The organism is Paenibacillus jepli, assembly GCF_047238105.1.
GTDB lineage: Bacteria > Bacillota > Bacilli > Paenibacillales > Paenibacillaceae > Paenibacillus_D.
The window spans coordinates 2,434,211-2,453,643 of record NZ_JBDFMD010000001.1 but is presented as its reverse complement, the minus strand read 5'-3'; the positions used below and the strand labels follow the sequence as shown (position 1 = coordinate 2,453,643).

At 55.4% G+C, this 19,433-nt stretch carries 14 protein-coding genes; 9 read left to right on the top strand and 5 right to left on the bottom strand.

The window, feature by feature from the left end; genetic code table 11:
• Nucleotides 1-6 precede the first annotated feature (6 nt).
• The 6 genes from ABC336_RS10745 to sigJ all read left to right on the top strand — a co-directional run bounded on the left by ABC336_RS10745 (nt 7) and on the right by sigJ (nt 7,424).
• Entirely contained in the window at nt 7-1,209 is a 1,203-nt protein-coding gene (locus tag ABC336_RS10745) for an MFS transporter (RefSeq protein WP_413238665.1), read from the top strand.
• Nucleotides 1,210-1,239: 30 nt separating this feature from the next.
• Nucleotides 1,240-2,691 carry an NAD-dependent malic enzyme gene (locus tag ABC336_RS10740; RefSeq protein ID WP_413238664.1) on the top strand — a complete coding sequence of 484 codons (1,452 nt, stop codon included), beginning with the start codon at nt 1,240-1,242 and terminating at the stop codon, nt 2,689-2,691.
• Complete coding sequence (aspA, locus tag ABC336_RS10735; RefSeq protein WP_413238663.1) at nt 2,678-4,084, top strand: aspartate ammonia-lyase; 1,407 nt, start codon at nt 2,678-2,680, stop codon at nt 4,082-4,084. Before ABC336_RS10740 ends, aspA begins: the two co-directional genes overlap by 14 nt.
• A gap of 96 nt (nt 4,085-4,180) precedes the next feature.
• The gene (locus ABC336_RS10730; RefSeq protein WP_413242487.1) at nt 4,181-5,179 is read left to right on the top strand and encodes an SIS domain-containing protein; all 999 of its coding nucleotides are present in this window, start codon (nt 4,181-4,183) and stop codon (nt 5,177-5,179) included.
• A gap of 156 nt (nt 5,180-5,335) precedes the next feature.
• On the top strand, nt 5,336-6,523 hold the full coding sequence (locus ABC336_RS10725; protein ID WP_413238662.1) for an NAD(P)/FAD-dependent oxidoreductase: 1,188 nt from the start codon (nt 5,336-5,338) through the stop codon (nt 6,521-6,523).
• A gap of 31 nt (nt 6,524-6,554) precedes the next feature.
• On the top strand, nt 6,555-7,424 hold the full coding sequence (gene sigJ, locus ABC336_RS10720; protein WP_413242486.1) for an RNA polymerase sigma factor SigJ: 870 nt from the start codon (nt 6,555-6,557) through the stop codon (nt 7,422-7,424).
• On the opposite strand, the gene ABC336_RS10715 is transcribed toward sigJ, so the two are convergent.
• Entirely contained in the window at nt 7,421-8,269 is an 849-nt protein-coding gene (locus tag ABC336_RS10715) for an AraC family transcriptional regulator (RefSeq protein ID WP_413238661.1), read from the bottom strand. The genes sigJ and ABC336_RS10715 overlap by 4 nt on opposite strands.
• A gap of 217 nt (nt 8,270-8,486) precedes the next feature.
• On the opposite strand from ABC336_RS10715, the gene ABC336_RS10710 reads away from it, so the two are divergent.
• On the top strand, nt 8,487-10,772 hold the full coding sequence (locus tag ABC336_RS10710) for a beta-L-arabinofuranosidase domain-containing protein (RefSeq protein ID WP_413242485.1): 2,286 nt from the start codon (nt 8,487-8,489) through the stop codon (nt 10,770-10,772).
• 74 nt (nt 10,773-10,846) lie between these two features.
• Here the strand turns inward: ABC336_RS10710 and uidA are convergent, their stop codons facing one another.
• From uidA to ABC336_RS10690, 4 genes are all read right to left on the bottom strand, one after another.
• Nucleotides 10,847-12,643 carry a beta-glucuronidase gene (gene uidA, locus ABC336_RS10705; protein WP_413238660.1) on the bottom strand — a complete coding sequence of 599 codons (1,797 nt, stop codon included), beginning with the start codon at nt 12,641-12,643 and terminating at the stop codon, nt 10,847-10,849.
• Between the two features lie 61 nt (nt 12,644-12,704).
• Nucleotides 12,705-14,048 carry an ABC transporter substrate-binding protein gene (locus ABC336_RS10700; RefSeq protein ID WP_413238659.1) on the bottom strand — a complete coding sequence of 448 codons (1,344 nt, stop codon included), beginning with the start codon at nt 14,046-14,048 and terminating at the stop codon, nt 12,705-12,707.
• A 21-nt stretch (nt 14,049-14,069) separates the two neighbouring features.
• On the bottom strand, nt 14,070-14,900 hold the full coding sequence (locus ABC336_RS10695) for a carbohydrate ABC transporter permease (protein WP_413238658.1): 831 nt from the start codon (nt 14,898-14,900) through the stop codon (nt 14,070-14,072).
• Nucleotides 14,901-14,913: 13 nt separating this feature from the next.
• Nucleotides 14,914-15,879 carry a carbohydrate ABC transporter permease gene (locus ABC336_RS10690; RefSeq protein WP_413238657.1) on the bottom strand — a complete coding sequence of 322 codons (966 nt, stop codon included), beginning with the start codon at nt 15,877-15,879 and terminating at the stop codon, nt 14,914-14,916.
• A 158-nt stretch (nt 15,880-16,037) separates the two neighbouring features.
• On the opposite strand from ABC336_RS10690, the gene ABC336_RS10685 reads away from it, so the two are divergent.
• Both ABC336_RS10685 and ABC336_RS10680 read left to right on the top strand, forming a co-directional pair.
• Complete coding sequence (locus ABC336_RS10685) at nt 16,038-17,813, top strand: cache domain-containing sensor histidine kinase (RefSeq protein ID WP_413238656.1); 1,776 nt, start codon at nt 16,038-16,040, stop codon at nt 17,811-17,813.
• The gene (locus ABC336_RS10680) at nt 17,806-19,410 is read left to right on the top strand and encodes a helix-turn-helix domain-containing protein (protein ID WP_413238655.1); all 1,605 of its coding nucleotides are present in this window, start codon (nt 17,806-17,808) and stop codon (nt 19,408-19,410) included. Before ABC336_RS10685 ends, ABC336_RS10680 begins: the two co-directional genes overlap by 8 nt.
• Nucleotides 19,411-19,433: the final 23 nt, after the last annotated feature.

The window sequence follows — 19,433 nt, the reverse complement described above, 5'->3', positions numbered from 1 at the left end:
CTGGCAATGATGACGCAGAGCCTGCGTAAGTATTACTTTCACGTATACAACTATTTTTTCTATATCGCTTATGCATCCTATCTTCCTTTTCTCAGCTACTGGTTCGTGGAAGACGGCCTATCGGCGCCTCAGATCGGATTTCTGTTCTCCATCGGCCCGATCGTCGGGCTGATCATGCAGCCGATATGGGGCATGCTGATTGATTATTTCGGCATAGCCAAGCCGGTGCTGATCTGCAGCATGGGGATCACGCCCTGGATTATGCTTTCCTATCATTATACGGAGCACAGCTTCGGCCTTTATGTTGTCATCTCGATTGTATTGGCCGTTTTCTCGTCAGCGACGCTGCCGGTAGTTGACGCCATGACGGTCAGGCATGCACGGAAGCATGCGCTGAGCTACGGTGCCATCCGTGTCGTAGGTTCGATCAGCTTTGGTATTTCCGTCACGGTGTTCGGATTGCTCTATGACCGTCATGGCCTGTCTCTTATGTTTGTTCTGTATCTTGCCGCTATGCTGCTCATGTGCGTACTGAGCTTCTTCATTGAGACGAAGCCGCATGCGGGGGAACAGTCGACGAGCTCGTCTGCCGTAGGCGGAAGCCTGCTTGGACAAATGCAGCCGCTGCTCAGGAACCGCGGATTCGTTCTGTTCCTGATCCCGGTGTTTGTCGCTGCAATAGGACCGCAGCTCAATAATGCCTTCTATTCGGTCTATATCGCGAGCTTTGGCGAGGAGGCTGCAGGAAAGATTGGTCTGTTGTATACCATCTCCTCGGTTGCGGAGATCCCGGTATTTCTGCTGTCGGGTCTCATTATCCGCAAGCTGGGGTATATCGCAACGCTTACGCTCGTCTCGCTGGCGGGAGCGCTGCGCTGGTTTGTGCTGTCGCTGGAGCCTTCTATGGACATATTGATGATGAATCAAGTGTTATCTGGCAGCACGTACGCGCTGTTTCTTGCGACCGGCATCAACTATGCATACGATCACAGCACGGCTGACACCAAAACGACGGCCCATTCTTTATTTATCGTGGTGTATACCAATATCGCAGGAATCGTCGCAAGCAATGTGGGCGGCTGGATTATTGATATCGGGGGTTACCGGCCGCTGTTCGGAGGCGCCGCCGTGCTTAGCGTGTTGGGCGCTGCAGGTTTCGCTTGGTTGGGCAGATCTGCTGGACGAGATCGAGAGAGAGTACTGACCTAACTACGGAGTTTTGGAGAATGGGAGAGAACCATGGCTAACGAAAGCTTTGTTATCCGCTTGGAATTGATTCATGAAGAAGCGTCCTTCGGCGACGTGGCTTCGACGATCAGCCAGCATCGCGGAGATATCGTCTCTATTGACGTCGTCCGTTCGGGCAGCCGTTCATCCGTACGGGATATTACGGTCCAGTCCGGACCGGTCGATTGCGAGAACGCGGTGGCAGCACTTAGAGCCCGTCAGGGCGTACGGATCATTCACGTCTCGGATCGTGTGTTCCTGGCTCATCTGGGAGGGAAGATATCGATCCAGCCTTCGACGCAGATCAAGAATCGGGACGATCTGTCCCGGGTCTATACGCCAGGCGTGGCAAAGGTCTGCACCGCGATTGCGGAGGATCCGAGGAAAGCCTATGCGCTTACCATCAAGCGCAATATGGTGGCAGTCGTGACGGACGGGACGGCCGTGCTGGGGCTGGGGGACATCGGTCCGGCAGCTGCCGCGCCGGTCATGGAGGGCAAGGCGATGCTGTTCAAGCAGCTCGCCGGGGTGGACGCCTTCCCCATCTGTCTGGATACCAAGGATACGGAAGAGATTATTCGGACGGTGAAGGCCATCAGTCCTGTCTTCGGCGGTATCAATCTGGAAGATATCAGCTCGCCGCGGTGCTTCGAGATCGAGCGGCGGCTGCAGGAGGAACTGGATATCCCGGTCTTCCATGATGATCAGCACGGCACCTCGGTTGTAGTCATGGCAGGGTTGTTTAATGCGCTTAAGGTAGTCGGCAAAAGCATCCAAGAGGTGCGTATTGTCGTTAACGGCATTGGTGCGGCTGGTGTCTCGATCTGCAAGATGCTGTTGGCTGCGGGTGTAACACGTCTTGTGCCGGTAGATCGTTATGGAGCGATTGTGCGGGGAGAGCGGTACGACTACCCCATGTGGCAGTGGCTTGCCGATCAGCCGCAAGTCGAGCGGCAGGCGGGTGAGCTCGCCGACGTGATCGGTGGCGCGGATGTCTTCATCGGCGTCTCGCGTGCTGGCGTGCTGAAGGCTGAGGATGTCCGGAGAATGGCTGGTGACGCTATCGTATTCGCAATGGCGAATCCTGAGCCGGAGATAGCCCCGGAGACAGCGCTCCCCCTGGTGCGCGTCTTCGCGACGGGGCGCAGCGACTATCCTAACCAGATCAACAATGTGATGGTGTTTCCCGGCATGTTCCGAGGAGCGATCGACTGCCGCGCCAGCCGCATCAACGATCGGATGAAGCTGGAGGCTGCCCGGGCGATCGCGGATGTGGTCGATGAGCGGGAGCGGAATGAACAGTATATTATACCGAGCATTTTCAATGAACGTGTGGTCGAGAAGGTGCGGGACGCCGTAGTGAAGGCGGCTATCCAGACTGGGGTAGCGCGACGCATTCCGCCAGAGCTTCATCACGATGTCCATGCTCATGAGCTTGGAGGCACTCTACATGCGCAGGTATAGAATGGAAGCGGACTTTCTGGGCGAGCTGCCGGTGCCGGCGGAAGCTTATTACGGTATTCAGACCGTTCGCGCGGTCGATAATTTTGCGATAACGGGCTATCGGCTTCACAGCGAGCTTATCCGGGCGATGGCGGTGGTGAAGAAAGCGGCGGCGAGAGCCAATCAGAGTACAAAGCGGCTGACGCCCGGCATCGGGATTGCGCTCGAGCAGGCTGCAGACGAAATTATTGCAGGAATGTGGCATGAGCAATTTGTCGTCGATCCCATCCAGGGAGGCGCTGGTACGTCGATCAATATGAACATGAATGAGGTGCTTGCGAACCGGGCACTGGAGCTGATCGGAGCCGAGAAGGGCGATTATACCAGGATCAGCCCGAACACACATGCGAATATGTCGCAATCTACGAATGATTGCTTCCCGACAGCTACGCATATTGCTGTGCTGCGTCTGATCGATGGATTACTTGAGGAGATGAAGCTGCTTCATGCCTGCTTCGAGCGCAAGGCTGAACAATTCTCCCATGTTATCAAGCTGGGACGTACGCATCTGCAGGATGCGGTGCCGATACGTCTCGGACAGGAGTTCGAAGCTTATGCACGTGTGACAGCCCGCGATTGGATCCGTATCGAGCGGACGAGGGAGGATTTGCTGGAGGTCAATATGGGCGCCACTGCGGTAGGGACGGGCTTGAATGCCGATCCCCGGTATATTGAACGTGTCGTTGCAGCCCTTGCCGACTTGAGCGGCTTGCCGCTGCGGCAGGCGGAGCATCTGCCCGACGCTACCCAAAATACCGATATGCTCACAGCCGTATCGGCAGCGCTAAAGGTATGCATGATCAATATGTCCAAGATCGCCAATGATCTGAGACTCATGGCATCTGGACCTCGAGCCGGTCTGGGGGAGATCAAGCTGCCGCCTCGCCAGCCGGGATCTTCCATTATGCCAGGCAAGGTCAACCCCGTCATGTGCGAGGTCGTCAACCAAGTCGCGTTCCAGGTGATCGGGAATGATCATACGATCTGCCTGGCATCGGAGGCGGGCCAGCTGGAGCTGAATGTAATGGAGCCCGTACTTGTGTTCAACCTGCTCCAGTCGCTGGATATGATGCGTAATGTCTTCGCTTCCTTCCGCATGCATGGTCTGGAAGGGATCGCGGCCAACGAAGAGCGCTGCAGGGCGTATGTCGAGCAGAGCCCGGGACTGATGACCGCGTTGAACCCGTATTTGGGCTACGAAGCATCCGCCCGAATAGCGCATGAGGCGATACAGACGGGGCGATCGATCCGCGAACTCGTGCTTCTTTATGACCTTCTTGATCCCGAGCAGCTGGATGATCTGCTCGAGCCTTTCAGGATGACAAGTCCCGGAGTCGTGGGAGAGATGAAGTAATGGAAGATACGAATTGACAATTTAACAAAATTGTTTTACGATATAACAAGACAACATAATACAACATACAATAATCGGAGGTAGGAAATGATGAGTATCGCCAATGTATTGGTAACCGCACAGGATCAGATCGAGCGTATCCTGGAAGCCTACAAAGAAAGAGAAATTCACCGGGTCTTCCTGGTCGCATGCGGAGGCTCTTCCGCGCTTATGTATCCGAGCAAATACTTTATCGATCATGAGGCCAAGACAATTACGGCGGAAGTATACAACTCCAATGAGTTTATCCACCGCAACCCGGCGACGCTTGGATCCGACTCTTTGGTCATCCTGTGCTCCCACAAGGGCAAGACGCCTGAGACGACCGAGGCTGCCAAATTTGCCAAAGCCAACGGAGCATTGGTCGTATCGTTGATGTATGTGAAAACCGCGCCGCTGGCCGATGCGTCCGACTATATCGTCAACTACAGCTGGGCGCCTCCGGGACAGCTCGACCCTCATCCGGAAATCGCTAACTACGCGGTGTTGTTCCGCTTGACGATGGGGCTGCTGGCTGTGAAGGAAGGAAATAAGATGTACGAGAAGCTTGTGAAAAACCTCAGCCGCTTCAGCCAGGTGTTGAGCGACGCCAAGGAGCGCTCGATCGACAAAGCGAAAGCATACGCAAGCTCGGTGAAGGACGAGAGCATCATCTATACCATGGCCAGCGGCATCAACTATGGCATTGCCTATTCCTTCGCCATCTGCATCCTGATGGAGATGCAGTGGAAACATTCGCACGCCATTCACGCAGGAGAGTTTTTCCACGGTCCATTCGAGATCCTCGACAAAAACGTGCCGTTCATCTTGCTGATGGGACTCGACGAGACTCGTCCAATGGAGGAGCGGGCGCTTACTTTCCTGAAGGAGCATGGTGAAAAGCTGCTTGTTCTCGATGCCCAAGAGTTCGATTGGGGCGACATTGAAGAGGGCGTGAGAGGATATCTGGCGCCTCTGTTGCTGAATTTCGTTCTCCGCGTATATGCCGTGGAGCTGGCCGAGGCGACAGGCCATGCGTTGGAGATCAGACGCTACATGTTCAAAGTGCCTTATTAATCCGACAGCAGCATAACTTATGAAAGCAGCCTCCCTCGGCTTGATGCTCGTGGGAGGCTGCTTTCGCATCTGCAGGGTCACTTGAAGCATGCTCTCCTGTCACAACCAAAGCCGCTGCCTCGTTCTATGTGCAAACGAACCGAAGGAGTGGCTCTTATGAAAGCTATCACTTGTGTTGTGATCGGCGCAGGATATGCAGGGATTCACGCGGTGAGGGAAATTAGCAAACAGTTCAAGGGTCTGACGGCCAAGCTTCCCCTGCGGCTCGTCATGATCGACAAACATGCGTACCATCTGCGCAAAGTGCTGATGTTCCGGCCGGCTGTTACGAATGAGGAGATCCGGGTGCCATTGACAAAGCTGTTCCCCGAGGGAGTCGAACTGGTGCAGGCTACCGTTACGAAGATCAAAGCGGCGGAGAAGAAGCTGATCGTTCTGAGCCCTATGGGAGCGGAGCAAGAAATAGACTATGATATGCTCGTCGTTGCCGCGGGCAGTGTGGTCCGGCAGCCTGATCCGGCGCAGGGCGGGATTGCTCTCGCATCGCTGGACCATGCGGGACAGATCCGGAGTGCCTGGCTTGCCAATCTGGAGCGGGCGGCAGCGGAGGACAACCCGACAGAGCGTAAGCGATGGATGCATATCGCTATTGTCGGAGCAGGGATCAGCGGTATGGAGACGGCTGCGGAGATGGCTCACTATGCCCGCAAGGACGCAGAGCGGCTGGGGCTGGACCCGGGATTGGTTGCGATTGACTTGTACAATGCACACCAACGGCTTTTTCTTGACGGTCCTGCCAAGATCGGGGTGAGATTGGAGCACCTCCTCCGAGACCTCGGCATCAACGTAATCCATAATACACGTGTCATCGAGGAAAAAGATGGGGTATTATGGTTATCAGACGGTAATAAACGTTCGGCCCGGTTATGCATCTGGACGCTTGGGCTGCAGCCCAATCCGATGCTGGGTGCGATGGGCCTGCCCCTGACGAAAGAAGGATATGTACGCGTCGATGCCAGTTACCGGGTCTTGGATACGCCCGGCGTATACAGCATCGGTGACTGTGCCAGCATCGCAGCCCCGGATAGCGGCCGTGTCGATGGCAAGACCTGTAAAGAAGCGATTCCCCAGGCGGCAAGACTGGCCAAGATTATGCTGGCGGATCTGGAAGGCCGGCGGGCGCCGGTGCATGAGAGCTTCATGCAATCGTTCAGCATCGGGTTAGGCCCGGGCAAAGGGTTAACCTGGGTGCACAAGTGGGGACTCGATATAGTCATCACAGGTAAGCTGGGATGGAAGATCAAGAACTATACTTGGGATACGGCGAGCTTGATGACAAAATAAAGAGATGAAACTGGAGAACGGGGCGGTGAAAATGGAGATTCTATACAGAAAATACAAGAGACTGCTGCTTACGCTGGCTTACCAGATGACCGGTACATGGTCCGACGCGGAGGATGCGGTGCAGGACGTATTCCTGAAGGTCTGCGACGTCAATCCGGCAGGTCTGGCCGAGGAGCCGAAGGCCTATCTGTGCAAGATGGTCGTCAATCGCTGCCGCGACGTGTACAAATCGGCCCGCAGGCGGCGAGAGACGTATGTCGGCGAATGGCTGCCCGAGCCCGTCCCGACTTCGGCTGACGAGCCTCTGGATTATGTCCTGCGCGATGAGCTGTTGTCTTATGCGACGCTGGTCTTACTGGAGAAGCTGTCCCCCGTAGAACGGGCGGTGTTCGTCCTGCGCGAGGCACTCGGTATAGATTATACAGGGATCGCTGAGATTATTGGCAAAAGCGAGGTCAATTGCCGCAAGCTGTATAGCCGAGCGAAGGGGAAGATGGCGCTGGGCGAGGGAGAATCCATTCAGGCAGAGACCGAGCAGGAGACGTGGATCCGCACATTCATTGCCGCACTTGAGCAGGATAACATTGAGCGGGTGATTGGCATGCTTGCGGAAGACGTCGTGCTCGTCTCAGATGGCGGAGGCAAAGTGCTCGCCGCCATTCGTCCGATCGCATATCCTGACGCCGTCTCCAAATTCCTTGTTGGTCTGTTCCGTAAGTCGCATCTACAGGAGGACGGGGTACAACTGGAGATCCGGGAGATCAATGGCCAGGCCGGGGTCGTCGTCCGTTCGGGAGAGCAAGTCGATTCGATCGTGTTGATGCATGCCGAAGGACCCTCCCTGCGCAACCTGTATATTATCCGCAATCCCGATAAGCTTGGCTTATTTCAACACGCCTAATGATTCAACACCCGGGCGGCGGAGGCGTTCCTGTACTCGCTGGGCGTCACGCCGGTCAGCAGCTTGAACGATTTCATGAAATGATGGTTGTCGTGATAGCCCAGCTGCATGGAGATCTCCGTGACCGTCATGTTGGTGTCGGTCAGCAGGAAGGCGGCGGCATCGATCTTTTGCTGCATGATGTAACGTTTGAGCGAGACCCCGGACATGCTGGCGAACATCCGGGACAGATATTTGGCATTATAACCAAAATGATCGGCGATCTGATTGACCTGCAGCGGCTCGAAGCGGTGCCATTTCACGTAGTCGGCGATATCGTTGTACAACTGTCTTTTCTTGATCTCCGGCCGCGACTCCGCGCTGCCCAAGCCCACCTGATTGTGCAGTTCACACAGGACGCTCGTGGCGAGGTAGTTATTCAACAACGGATCGTTGTAGCTCCGAACGGAATCCTGCAGCTGCTTCATCATGACGATCAGCTTTTCTTTGTTGCGCAAAGTGCCGGTTGGGGGGATCGCAAGACTCCGCGCAGGAGGCGCGGCCTCTGCACCCGGCGGGTTCGCCTCGGGAGAGCTATGCTCCAGCACATGCAGCCAATAGAAGCTGCAGTCGGACTCGCGATAGCCGTATTGCCGGGTGAGCGGGGGCATCAGCAAGTAATCCCCCTCCTGGATCTCATAGCGGGAAAGTTCATCAGCGATGTATAAGGTCCCTTTACTCGGGATGAACAATTGGAAATCCGTCAAGATCCGGCTCATATGCTTCCATTGGGGAGAGAGGCTGACGAATTTGCCGGTGATCGTCAGCTGTAACGGCCGCTCGACGTTAAGCTCGATTGCTTCCATGGAGGTTCACCTCGAAAAAGTTCATTTTGACACCGGTATTTGACACCGGTATAGGCATGTGAGCATCGTAGCACACCATGCACAAATGTCAATCATCCATCGACAGGAGTGAAATATACACCAACTCAAACCTTTCGCCATTTACCGGGGAGCACCGGCAGCGGTAATCTATAACCAAGACTCGTTGCTGCTGAAAGGGGAAAGGATCGTGGAGACAATGGGAGTTCACCTGAGGACGAAAAAGCTGGAGGATTTCGGACTGGACCGCGTCCAGTTGCAGGGCGATTACCACACGAATGCATTTGCCAAGGAACTGAGCTATCTGAAGGCATATGATGCGGATCGTCTGCTGGCCGGATTCCGGGAAAATAGAGGGCTGGCGCCCAAGGCGGACAAGTATCCCGGCTGGGAAAACACAGAGATCCGCGGTCATACACTCGGCCACTATCTGACGGCCTGCGCCCAAGCTTACGAACAGACGCAGGATGCCGAGCTGCTGCAGCGTCTGACTTATTTGGTATCCGAGCTCGCGGAGTGCCAGTTTGAAAGCGGATACCTGTCGGCATTCCCCGAGACGCTGATCGATAACGTCGAGAACCGCAAGCCGGCCTGGGTACCGTGGTATACCATGCACAAGATCATCGCCGGCTTGGTCGATGTGTACCAGGCTACGGGCTCAGGCGAGGCCCTCGAGACGGTCAAGCGATTGGGTGACTGGGTGGCTTCGCGGACGTCGAGGTGGACGGACGAGCTGCAGGCAACCGTGTTGGCGGTGGAGTATGGAGGCATGAATGATTGTCTGTATGATCTGTACAAATTAACCGGAGACCGGAAGCATCTGGACGCCGCCCACCGGTTCGACGAGCTGCCGTTGTTTGAAGCCATCCAGAGCGGCAGCGATATCCTGCAGGGCAAACACGCCAACACGACGATTCCCAAATTCATCGGCGCACTGAATCGTTATTTGACGCTGGGGGAGAGCGAGCGCTTTTATCTGGAGGCTGCGGTTCAATTCTGGGACATGGTGGTGGGTCATCACAGCTACATGACAGGCGGCAACAGCGAGAGCGAGCATTTCGGCGCGCCGGACGTGCTGGATGCGAAGCGCAGCGATGTCACTTGCGAGACCTGCAACAGCTACAACATGCTCAAGCTGACACGGGAGTTGTTCAAGCTTACGGGAGACCGGAAGTACGCGGATTTCTACGAAAGAACATATGTGAATGCCATCTTGTCGTCGCAGCATCCGGACACAGGCATGACGATGTATTTCCAACCGATGGCCACAGGCTATTTCAAAATCTACAGCTCGCCGTTTGACCACTTCTGGTGCTGTACGGGGACCGGCATGGAAAGCTTCACGAAGCTGAACGATAGTGTGTATTACCACTCGGACCGCAGTCTGACGGTCGCTCACTATGTCAGTTCGGTGCTGGACTGGCAGGAGCAGGGCGTCACCTTGACTGTCCAATCCGGCATCCCCGCATCGTCAGAGGTGGAGCTGACGATCGAGACCCGTGACCGGGCGTCCAGGGAGCTGGAGCTTAACTTGCGTATCCCGTACTGGGTGCGCGGGGAGGCGCAGGTAAGTGTAAATGGCGAGCCGATCACGACCGGGCGCCAGCAGGATTACATCAACGTGCAGCGGATCTGGCAGCATGGCGACCGGCTGGTGCTTACACTGCCGATGAAGGTCATCGTCTCCGGACTGCCCGATCATCCCGCGGCTGTCGGTTTTCAGTACGGCCCGGTCGTCCTTAGTGCGGCGCTGGGTACCGAAGACATGAGTAAAGCACAGGTGGGCGTCATCGTACAAGTGCCGACACGCAAGATGCTGGTCAAGGATTTCATCATCCCGCAGGATAAGACTCCTGAGGAATGGCTGGCGGGGATTGAGCACCATCTTGTCAAGGATAGCGACAGTCTTACGTTCCGGCTTGTCGGTACCGATGAGGATGAACGGCTCGTGTTCACCCCGCACTATGAGCAGCACCGCGAACGCTACGGCATCTACTGGCGGATTGTGGGTGGGGACTCGGATGAGCTTCGTCAGCATCTGGAGCGGACGCGACGGGACAGGGCTGTCAGCGAGGCTACTATAGACAGCGTACAGGTCGGGAATGATCAGTACGAGCTCCAGCACGAGGTTGCGGGGGAGTCGACAACCGGTGGGGCCTGGGAGGGATTAAACGGTCGCAGAGTACAGCCGGGCGGCTGGTTCAGCTACAAGCTCAAGGTGGATCCTGGTGCAGCCAATACGTTGCAAGTGACCTATTTTGCAGGGCATCATAACCGGGCGATGAGCATTTACGCCAATGGCGAGCTGTTGGTCACGGAGCAATCCGACCCTGCATCCAAGCGCGAGTTTGTAACGAAACAGTATCCGATCCCCGCCGAGCTGGTGAAGGGGCAATCCGAGATCGAGTTGATGTTCAAGCCTGACGACAAGCCAAACGGCATCTATGGCGTGCTGCGGACGATGAGAGATATGGAGCTTACATGATTCCGAGGAAAATAGAGCAAGCCAAGAGCCCCTGCCAGCGGCAGAGGGTTCTTGGCTGTGTACATAGTACAACATCACTTATAGAAAAAGTCCGGAATGTCCGCCCACCGCTGCTTCATCGCTTGGGCTGCGGCCTTGGGCTTGCGGTCCCGTGTGAACACGCCTTTTTTGTTGCCCTGAACCCGGAAGATGCCCTGGCTCGTATTGAAGTCGGCGAAGTTCCACACATGCTCGCCGACGAAGTTGGGGCACTGGTCGAAGCTCTGATGATTGGCCTCCAGGAAGCGGACCTGGAACTCCTCTGTGAACATAACCGGGTCGACGTCATGGAAGCCGGCGATCGTGTCCGCCCCGTACTCGGTCATGATGATCGGCTTGTCCGGGAACAACTGCTGCCACTCCTGAAGCTCCTGGAGCAGCTGGAGGCTGGCGATCTCCCACTCGCCGCCTTCCACATACCAGCCGTAATACCGGTTGAGACACAACACATCGATGAGCTTGGCTACTTTGCAATGGGACGTGCCTTTGCCAACCATCGTCACGATGGTCACAGGACGCTGCTGGGGATCGAGCTCCTTGGTGAGCCGGACCAGCGGCTCAAAGTAGCCGTCGGCCCCTTCCTCGTCGGCAGCAGGTTCATTGGCGATCGACCACATGACGACACAGGCGTGATTTTTGTCGCGCGCGATCAGCTCACGGATGGCTGCTTGATGAGCTTCTTTCGTCTGGATCTCTTTCCATGTCTCGCGTCGTGGAGCTCCCGGTGATAGGGTGGCGATGAAGTTCAGATGCAAGCCGACGGCCGCGACTTCGTCGATGACGACCATGCCTTCCCGGTCCGCCAATCGCATGATTTCTTCCGAATACGGATAATGAGACGTGCGGAAGGAGTTGGCGTTCATCCATTTCATGAGCTGGAAGTCCATGACGTTGGCAGGTTCGTTCAGGCCGCGCCCGTGGATCGGCGTGTCCTCGTGTTTGCCGAAGCCCTTGAAGTAGAACGGCTTGCCATTGATCAGGAACTGGCCGTCCCGGACCTCGACCGATCGTACGCCAAAGGGGAGCTCATAGCTGTCCATCGGCATGCCTTCCCGGTGCAGCTGAACCCGGAATGTATACAAATACGCCTTTAAAGGTTCCCATAGATGAACGGATGCGATAGTGACCGACCCGACCGCTCCTGCGGCTGTGGCGACGACCTGTCCGTTCTCATCGAGAATCGTCACCGCGACATCGGCATCCCCTGTATAGTCTACGTTATAGCTTACCTTGGCGTCCTGCCCTATCAGCTCGTGCACCAGAGTGATATCTTGAACATAGCTCTTGGGCGTCGTATAGATCTTGACCGGGCGATGGAGACCGGCATAGTTGAAGAAGTCGAAGTTGGGATGGTTGCGGACCTGCTTGCCCAGACCCTCGATGTCCCGTTCGACCAGCTTGCCGACCGGCAGCGTCGATTCGTCCAGGATGTTGTTCACTGCCACGGTCAAGCGATTGTTGCCGCTTTGCAGCAGCTCATTGAGCTCGGCTTCGAACGGCGTGTAGCCGCCCGTGTGCTCGGCTGCCAGCTTGCCGTTGACGTAGACGTTGGCCTGATGTGTAGCGGACCCGAAACGCAAGACGATCCGCTCGCTGAGCAGGAGGGAAGGGACAGTGAATTCCCTCTCATACCACACCCATCCGACATGATTGCGGATGTCCGAGGCGACGCCTATATCATTATAAGAAGAAGGAACGGCCATCGGCAGCGGATCGGTCAGCTTCTCACGATACCAGTGGTTCGCCAGGCCGTCGCCCGGATCGAGCTTAAAGTTCCATATGCCGTTCAAATCAATGACCGTGCGCGATTCCGTGATGATAGGATACAACATGATAGATCACCTCATGGCTAGAATGGAACACCTGCCGCGCAGGGCGGCAGGTGCAGTCGGCTTAAGATTTGGAATCGATGACTTTTTGGATGCGGGTCTGAGCGTTTTGAACCGTCGTCTCCAGGTCCTGGCCGGAGAGCATCATGAGGTCGAATTCTTCGGTGAAGATCTTCTCCAGCTCCGCATGGTAAGGGACGGCTACCTGTGCGCTTGTCGTATTGGTATTGTTAAGCACATACAGCAGCGATTCCTTGTCGATCATCTCCGGTGTTTTGGTGCCCTCTACCATCGCATCTACGACTTGGTCCATGTCTGCTTTGTTCCACGAAGGGAACGCTTTGCCTTGCAGGACGATGCCTTCGGTCGAGAACCAGCGGATGAAAGTATAGGCTTCTTCTTTATGCTTGGATTTGCTGTAGATGGACAGCACATCGCTGCCGACATTGGATGAGATCTCATCGTCCGCATGCACCTTTGGCAGCGGGGCGAATACGCTGCGGAACGTCGCCGGGACCGTATCCGTACCGCCAAGCTCAGGGACGAGGAAGGAACCCATAACAATCATGCTCGTATCCTGGTTGAAATATTGCGGGCGGTAGTTCAACTTCTGGCTGACCACCTCGGAGTAAGGGGTTGCCGACTTCTCTTCTTCACCGCGCAGACGAAGCTCCAGCGCTTTGCGGACGAGCGGATTGTCAATATTGGCGGTGGTGCCGTCATCGGTCGTCAGGTTGGCGTTCTCCGGGGTGCCCACATTCTGTACAAAGTAGGCGAACATCGGCCAGCTGTGGAAGTACGTGCCGTAGCGGGTTTTGCCGCCTTCGGTTTTGGTCATCGCCTGGGCGTAATCCATGTATTCATCCCATGTCCAGTCTGTCGGCAGCTCAAGGCCGGCTTCCTTCAGATGATCCTCATTGATGATGACAAACGTTGTCGAAGACTTGCCCGGGAGTCCGTAGTAGGTGCCGTCGATACTCGTATCCGAGCTATATTCCTCGCTGAAGTCGACATTGTCGTTGGCCAGATACGTATCCAGAGGCTCGATCATGCCGAGCTCGACGCGTTGAGATAGAAAGGTCATATTACTAAACATGATGACGTCGAGATCATCGCCGCCGGCAGCCGCCAAATCCAGCTTTTTGTAGTATTCGTTTGAATTGTTGTCCTCTGCGGATACAAATTCAACCTTGATGTTCGGATGCTGCTTTTCGAATTCCTCGATGACGAGATCCCAGTTGTCCGCTTTCTTGGCATACCAATTGGACAGCTTGATCGTCACTTGCTCACTCGAGCTTGCTCCTTCTTCACCAGGCGTATTGCCTGGGCTCGCGGAGGAGCAGCCGGATGCCAACATGGCGGTAACGATAAGAGATGCAGCCCAACCTTTGCCATTCATTCTGAACATGTAATTTCCCCCTAATCGTATTTATCCTTTGACACTTCCCATGGCCACGCCTTCGATGACTTGCTTCTGGCCGATGATGAAGATGATCAACAATGGTAAGATCGCCGAGACGGCGCCGGCCATCATGAGCGAGTAGAACTCCCCGCTGACATCTGCGAATTTGCGGATCCCCAGCTGCAGGGTGAACAGGGCATCGGAACGCAGGAAGATCAGCGGATTCTGATAGTCGTTCCATGTCCAGATGAAGCGGAGTATCATGTAGGTGGCCAGAGCCGGCTTGACCAGCGGCAGTGCGATTCGGACAAAAATGGTCCAATGGCCGGCTGCGTCGATGCGTGCCGATTCGATAATCTCCTGATGCACGCCCATGAAGAACTGCCGCAGCAGGAAGGTGCCAAGTACGCTGGAGGCGGCCAACAGGACGAGTCCGACATGACTGTCGAACAAGCCGATCCAGCGGTACATGATGAATTGCGGGACCAGGATCGCCTGTGTCGGTATCATAAAGGTCGCCAGTACGAGTATGAACCACGCATCACGGCCCTTAAACGAGATTTTCGAGAAGCCGTAGGCAGCCATAGCGGATACGATGAGCGAGACCGCAGTAGACATCAGGGTGACTTTGATGCTGTTCCAGTAGTAGAGCGCGAACGGCACAGCCCCTGCCCAGACCTGGGTGTAGTTCTCCACGGCATTCCATCGCTGGGGGATCCATTGGATCGGATAAGCCATGACATCCAGCTCGGGTTTGAAGGAGGCGGATAACATCCATATAAAGGGCAAAATAAACAATATGCCTGCCGCTCCCATCAGTATCGTTACAACTACACGGCCAGGCCGGATTGCATGCATGACTTCAACCTCCTTAATAATTGACCCATTTCTTCTGCCCGACCCATTGCACCAGCGTAATCAGCAAGATGAGCAGCAGCAGGATGATCCCCATGGCAGAAGCGTAACCGGAGTTAAGGCTGATAAACGCAACCTCGTACAGATAAAAGACGATGACCGACGTCGAGCCGGCCGGCCCGCCGCCCGTCAGCACCATGATCAGATCGAAGACCTTGAAGGAACCGACGATTCCCGTGATAAGGAGGAAGAAGGTCGTCGGCGACAGCAGCGGAATCGTGATGCGGAAGAACTGGCGGAGCAGCGAAGCGCCGTCCACGTCGGCCGCCTCGTATAGATCCTTGGGTATGCTTTGCAATCCGGCCATATAGATGACCAGACTGAAGCCGAGCGAGGTCCACACCATGATGATCATGACCGAGATCAGGGCGTAGCTCGGATCTGCCAGCCACATCGGCGGATTCTCGATCCCGACGGCTCGCAGGAAGTTGTTGATCGGACCGCTGGACGGATGATACAGGACGCGCCACAGCAGCGCAATCGCGACAAAGCTGGAGATAAACGGCATGAAGTAGATCACTTTGAAAAACGTTTTGAAGTAGGTCGCTTTATTGATCAAGACGGCCAGCACAAGGGCGATGAACATGGCGATCGGAACGACGGCAATCATGTACACGTTGTTCGCCAGGGAGCGATGAAACGCTTCGTCCTGGAAGAGTTGGACGTAATTGCGAAATCCGACAAACTCCAGTCCCCCTATTCCTGCGATGAAGTTCCAGTCAGAGAAGCTGATAATACCGGATAGTACAATGGGGATGATGACGAGTACCGTCGTCAGGACAAGCATCGGCCCGATAAAGAGATAGCCGGCAATGGTATCGTAAAATGCCTGCTTGCGTTTTGTTTTGACTACGGTTCGTTGGGCTGCGCGCCGGGAAACCTGCTCCACGTCCTTCACCTCTTTGGTGTTCGTTTTCTTCATTATAAAGAGTGTCCCAAGGAAACACATGAAACTATTTTTTCTATATTCAAAAGAATGCATGATAAAATTTTTTCTGGAATGAAAAAAATATCGGATGAGCCAGCCGCGAAAATAGCGTACGATAGAATCATGATTAACGATGATTAGGGAGGTTGTCCATGCGTCTACGCCAGTCGTACAAGCGATTATCGTTCCGGCAAAAGTTGATGATCACTTCGATCGCTTGTCTGGTTCTCCCGGCGATCGGCATGATCCTGAGCACGAGTTACTACTCCAAATTGATCATCCGGGAGCACACGCTCGAGAAAGCAACCCAATCGCTAACCATTGTCCAATCACAGATTGATACGATCCTGGCGGAGACCGTGTCGGTAGCGAACTTCGTCCACTTCGATCCGGAGATCAAGATCTTGCTGAAGGAAGCCAAGATGAGCCCGGCAGCCAGCCGCGAGTTGACGACCAGACTGGAGCAGGTGGCCGGAGAGACGCTTGATCTGCGGATTTCACTGCTTGATGATGAAGGCCGCCCTTACTCGGATTATTCATTCTACGATTATAATCCCTCCGACTTTGCGCATCGCAGCTGGTTCAACAAGCTGGCCGCGTTATCGGGATATGATACGCTCTTCATCGGCGGAGAGCCCAATTATCTGGCTTCGCAAAAAGCCGATATGCCTTATGTGTTTATCACCGCCCGCGCTTTGCGAGAGAGCCGGAGCAAACCGCCCTTTGCCTATCTCATGATCAGCCGCACAGAAGCTGCGGTTCGGGAGCGTTTCGAGACGCTGGAGGAGGACGTTTTCTTGCTGGACAAGGACGGGACGATCTTGTCCAACCGGGACACCGACCAGATCGGATTGAATATTAATACTATCGTTCCACAATCGGAATTGCGGTCCCCCGCCATTATCCGCTTTGACGATGCCAATCAGCTTTTGATTTCCTTGCCGCTGGCCTATGGCGAATGGCGCCTGGTCAGTATTGCGCCTTACGAGCAGCTGACCGGGCGACTGAACGGCCTGTCCCGTTCGGGCCTCCTGATCCAGGCCGTGTTTGCCGGTTGCTTCCTGATCGCGCTCGCTTACCTGCTGCGGCGGTTTACCAAGCCCATCTATACGCTGGGCAAAGCCGCCCGTCAGATCGAGACGGGCAATCTGGCCGTCCGCTCCCATATTCGGGGCGATGACGAGGTGGGAAGTCTGGGCCGCTCATTTGACCACATGCTCGACCGGATCCAGCAGATGATGCTCGACTTCAAAGCCGAGCAGGAGTTGAAACGACAAGCAGAGATGGCGATGCTGCAGGCTCAGCTCCATCCGCACTTCCTGTTTAACGTGCTGAGCTCCATCCGGATGCGCCTGCTGATCCGCAAGGATGATGAGAATGCGAAGCTGCTCGCCAACCTCTCATCGCTGCTGCGCTCCAGCTTCTCCAGACAAGGCGAGTTCGTCCCGCTCAGACAGGAGATCGAAACGGCCAAGCAATATATGGAGCTCATGCGGTTTGCCATGCGCCATCCGACCGAATCCGAGATTCATGTGCCGGATGAGCTGCTAAGCGCGACTGTGCCCCGGCTGATCATGCAGCCCATCATCGAGAACGCCTACAAGCACGGTTTCTCCAGTCAGGGCGGGCGCATCGTGATACGGATTGAAGAGCAGGACGGTAAACTGAACATCACGGTGCGGAACAACGGTACCGGACTAGATGAACACGAAGCGTCCGAGCTGGAGCGGCTGTTGCTCCACAACCAAGCGACAAACAACCATGCGGGTGATGAAAGCGGGATCGGGTTGAACAATGTATTGACCCGTCTGAGATTGATCTATGGCACGGAGTTTGAGATGGCCATCCGGAGTATGGAGGGCTGGACCGCCGTGATCCTGCGCTTTCCGAGGCATCCCGATGAAGACGGAGGACCCATCCATGTATAAAGTATTGCTCGCTGACGATCACTCGCCTGTGCTGGAGTATCTGGAGAGCTGCATTCCCTGGACCGAGCTGGGGCTCGAATTGATCGCCCTATGCTCCGACGGGCAGGAGGCTTGGGAGGCTTGCCAGACCTATGCCCCCGATATTGTGCTGACAGATATCGGCATGCCGGCGATGGACGGCCTGACCTTGATCGAGAAGGCAAAGACGGTCAATCCGCACCTGCAAGCGATCATCCTGTCCTGCCATGAAGAGTTCCATTATGCGCAGAAGGCGGTCAAATTAAATGTGTCTGATTATATTTTGAAGGAAAGTATGGAGGCTGAGCAGGTGCAGACCGTGTTGGCCGAAGCTGTCGCGAGACTGGAGGCTGAGCAAACGAACCGGCATTCGATGCAGAAGCTGCAAAACATGGTGAAGACCAATCACGCCGTCATCCGGAGCCGATTTATGCGGATGTTTCTGGAGCAGCCGGTGTGGGACGAGCGAGAATGGATCGAGCAGGCCGCCGGCATGGAGATCAACCTTCAAAAGGGGGTGCCTTACTTGCCGGTGGCGGCGTTTCCCGATCATGCGCATGAGTTGGAGCGGCGTTTTGGCGGAGCTGTCAACATGCAGTTCGTGCTGGACAACGCGCTGCAGGAGACGATGGAGCTTGAGGGGGCGACGCTGTTCTCGCTGAACGAGCGGCAATATGTCCTGTTGGTGCCTCTCCCGCGGACGATTATCCGCAACCGGCATGAGGACCTCAGGAATGCCCTGTACAAAGCGCAGCAATCGCTGGCGCATCACATGAGGATGAGCATCACGTTCCTGTACGGCGAAGCGGAGACGTCCGTGGCGGAGCTCAAAAAACAAATCCAAAGCTTGCTGAACAGCCAAACCTTACGATTCTACGCGGGCGTGGGGGTTATCCGAAAAAACGAGACGGTGGTTACCGCTAACGAAGATCCTTTCATGCAATATGCCCATACTTTTCAGGAGCTGCGCGAATGTATCCAGGACGGAGACTGGGCGCGTGCCGATACCTTTGTATCGCAGCTCAGCATCGAGCTGCAAGCCCGCAAATACCCGGTAGACAGCCTGAAGAGCTGGATGCTGAAGATGGTCATGGAGCTGGAGCTGAAGTATACGGTCATGCAGCAGTTTGTAACGAACTTTGACAGTGAATCCTATCAGAAAGCGATCGGCAGACTGGACACGCTGGAGGAGGTGCTTGGATGGCTGAGGGGATTCCTGGAAGCCAAAATAGAAGGCTTCCAGGCGATGTGGAAGCCCTCGGTCAGAAAAGAAGTGGCCGAGGCGCAGCGGTATGTGCTGACACATCTTGGCGAGAAGATCAGTATGGATGCGATAGCCAGACAAGTGGGGTTGAACCCTACCCATTTTAGCCGCGTATTCAAGCTGGATACCGGATCGACCTTTATCGAATACGTCACACGCGTCAAGATGGAGCGCGCCTGCGAATTACTGGATCAGTCCAATTTGTCTGTTGTGGAGATTGCGGACAAGCTGGGGTATGACAATCCCAGCTACTTCATCAAGCTGTTCCGCAATCTTACCGGCAAGTCGCCGGCAGAGTACCGCAAATCAATCTGAGGCATCCCCGACATCACGATTCG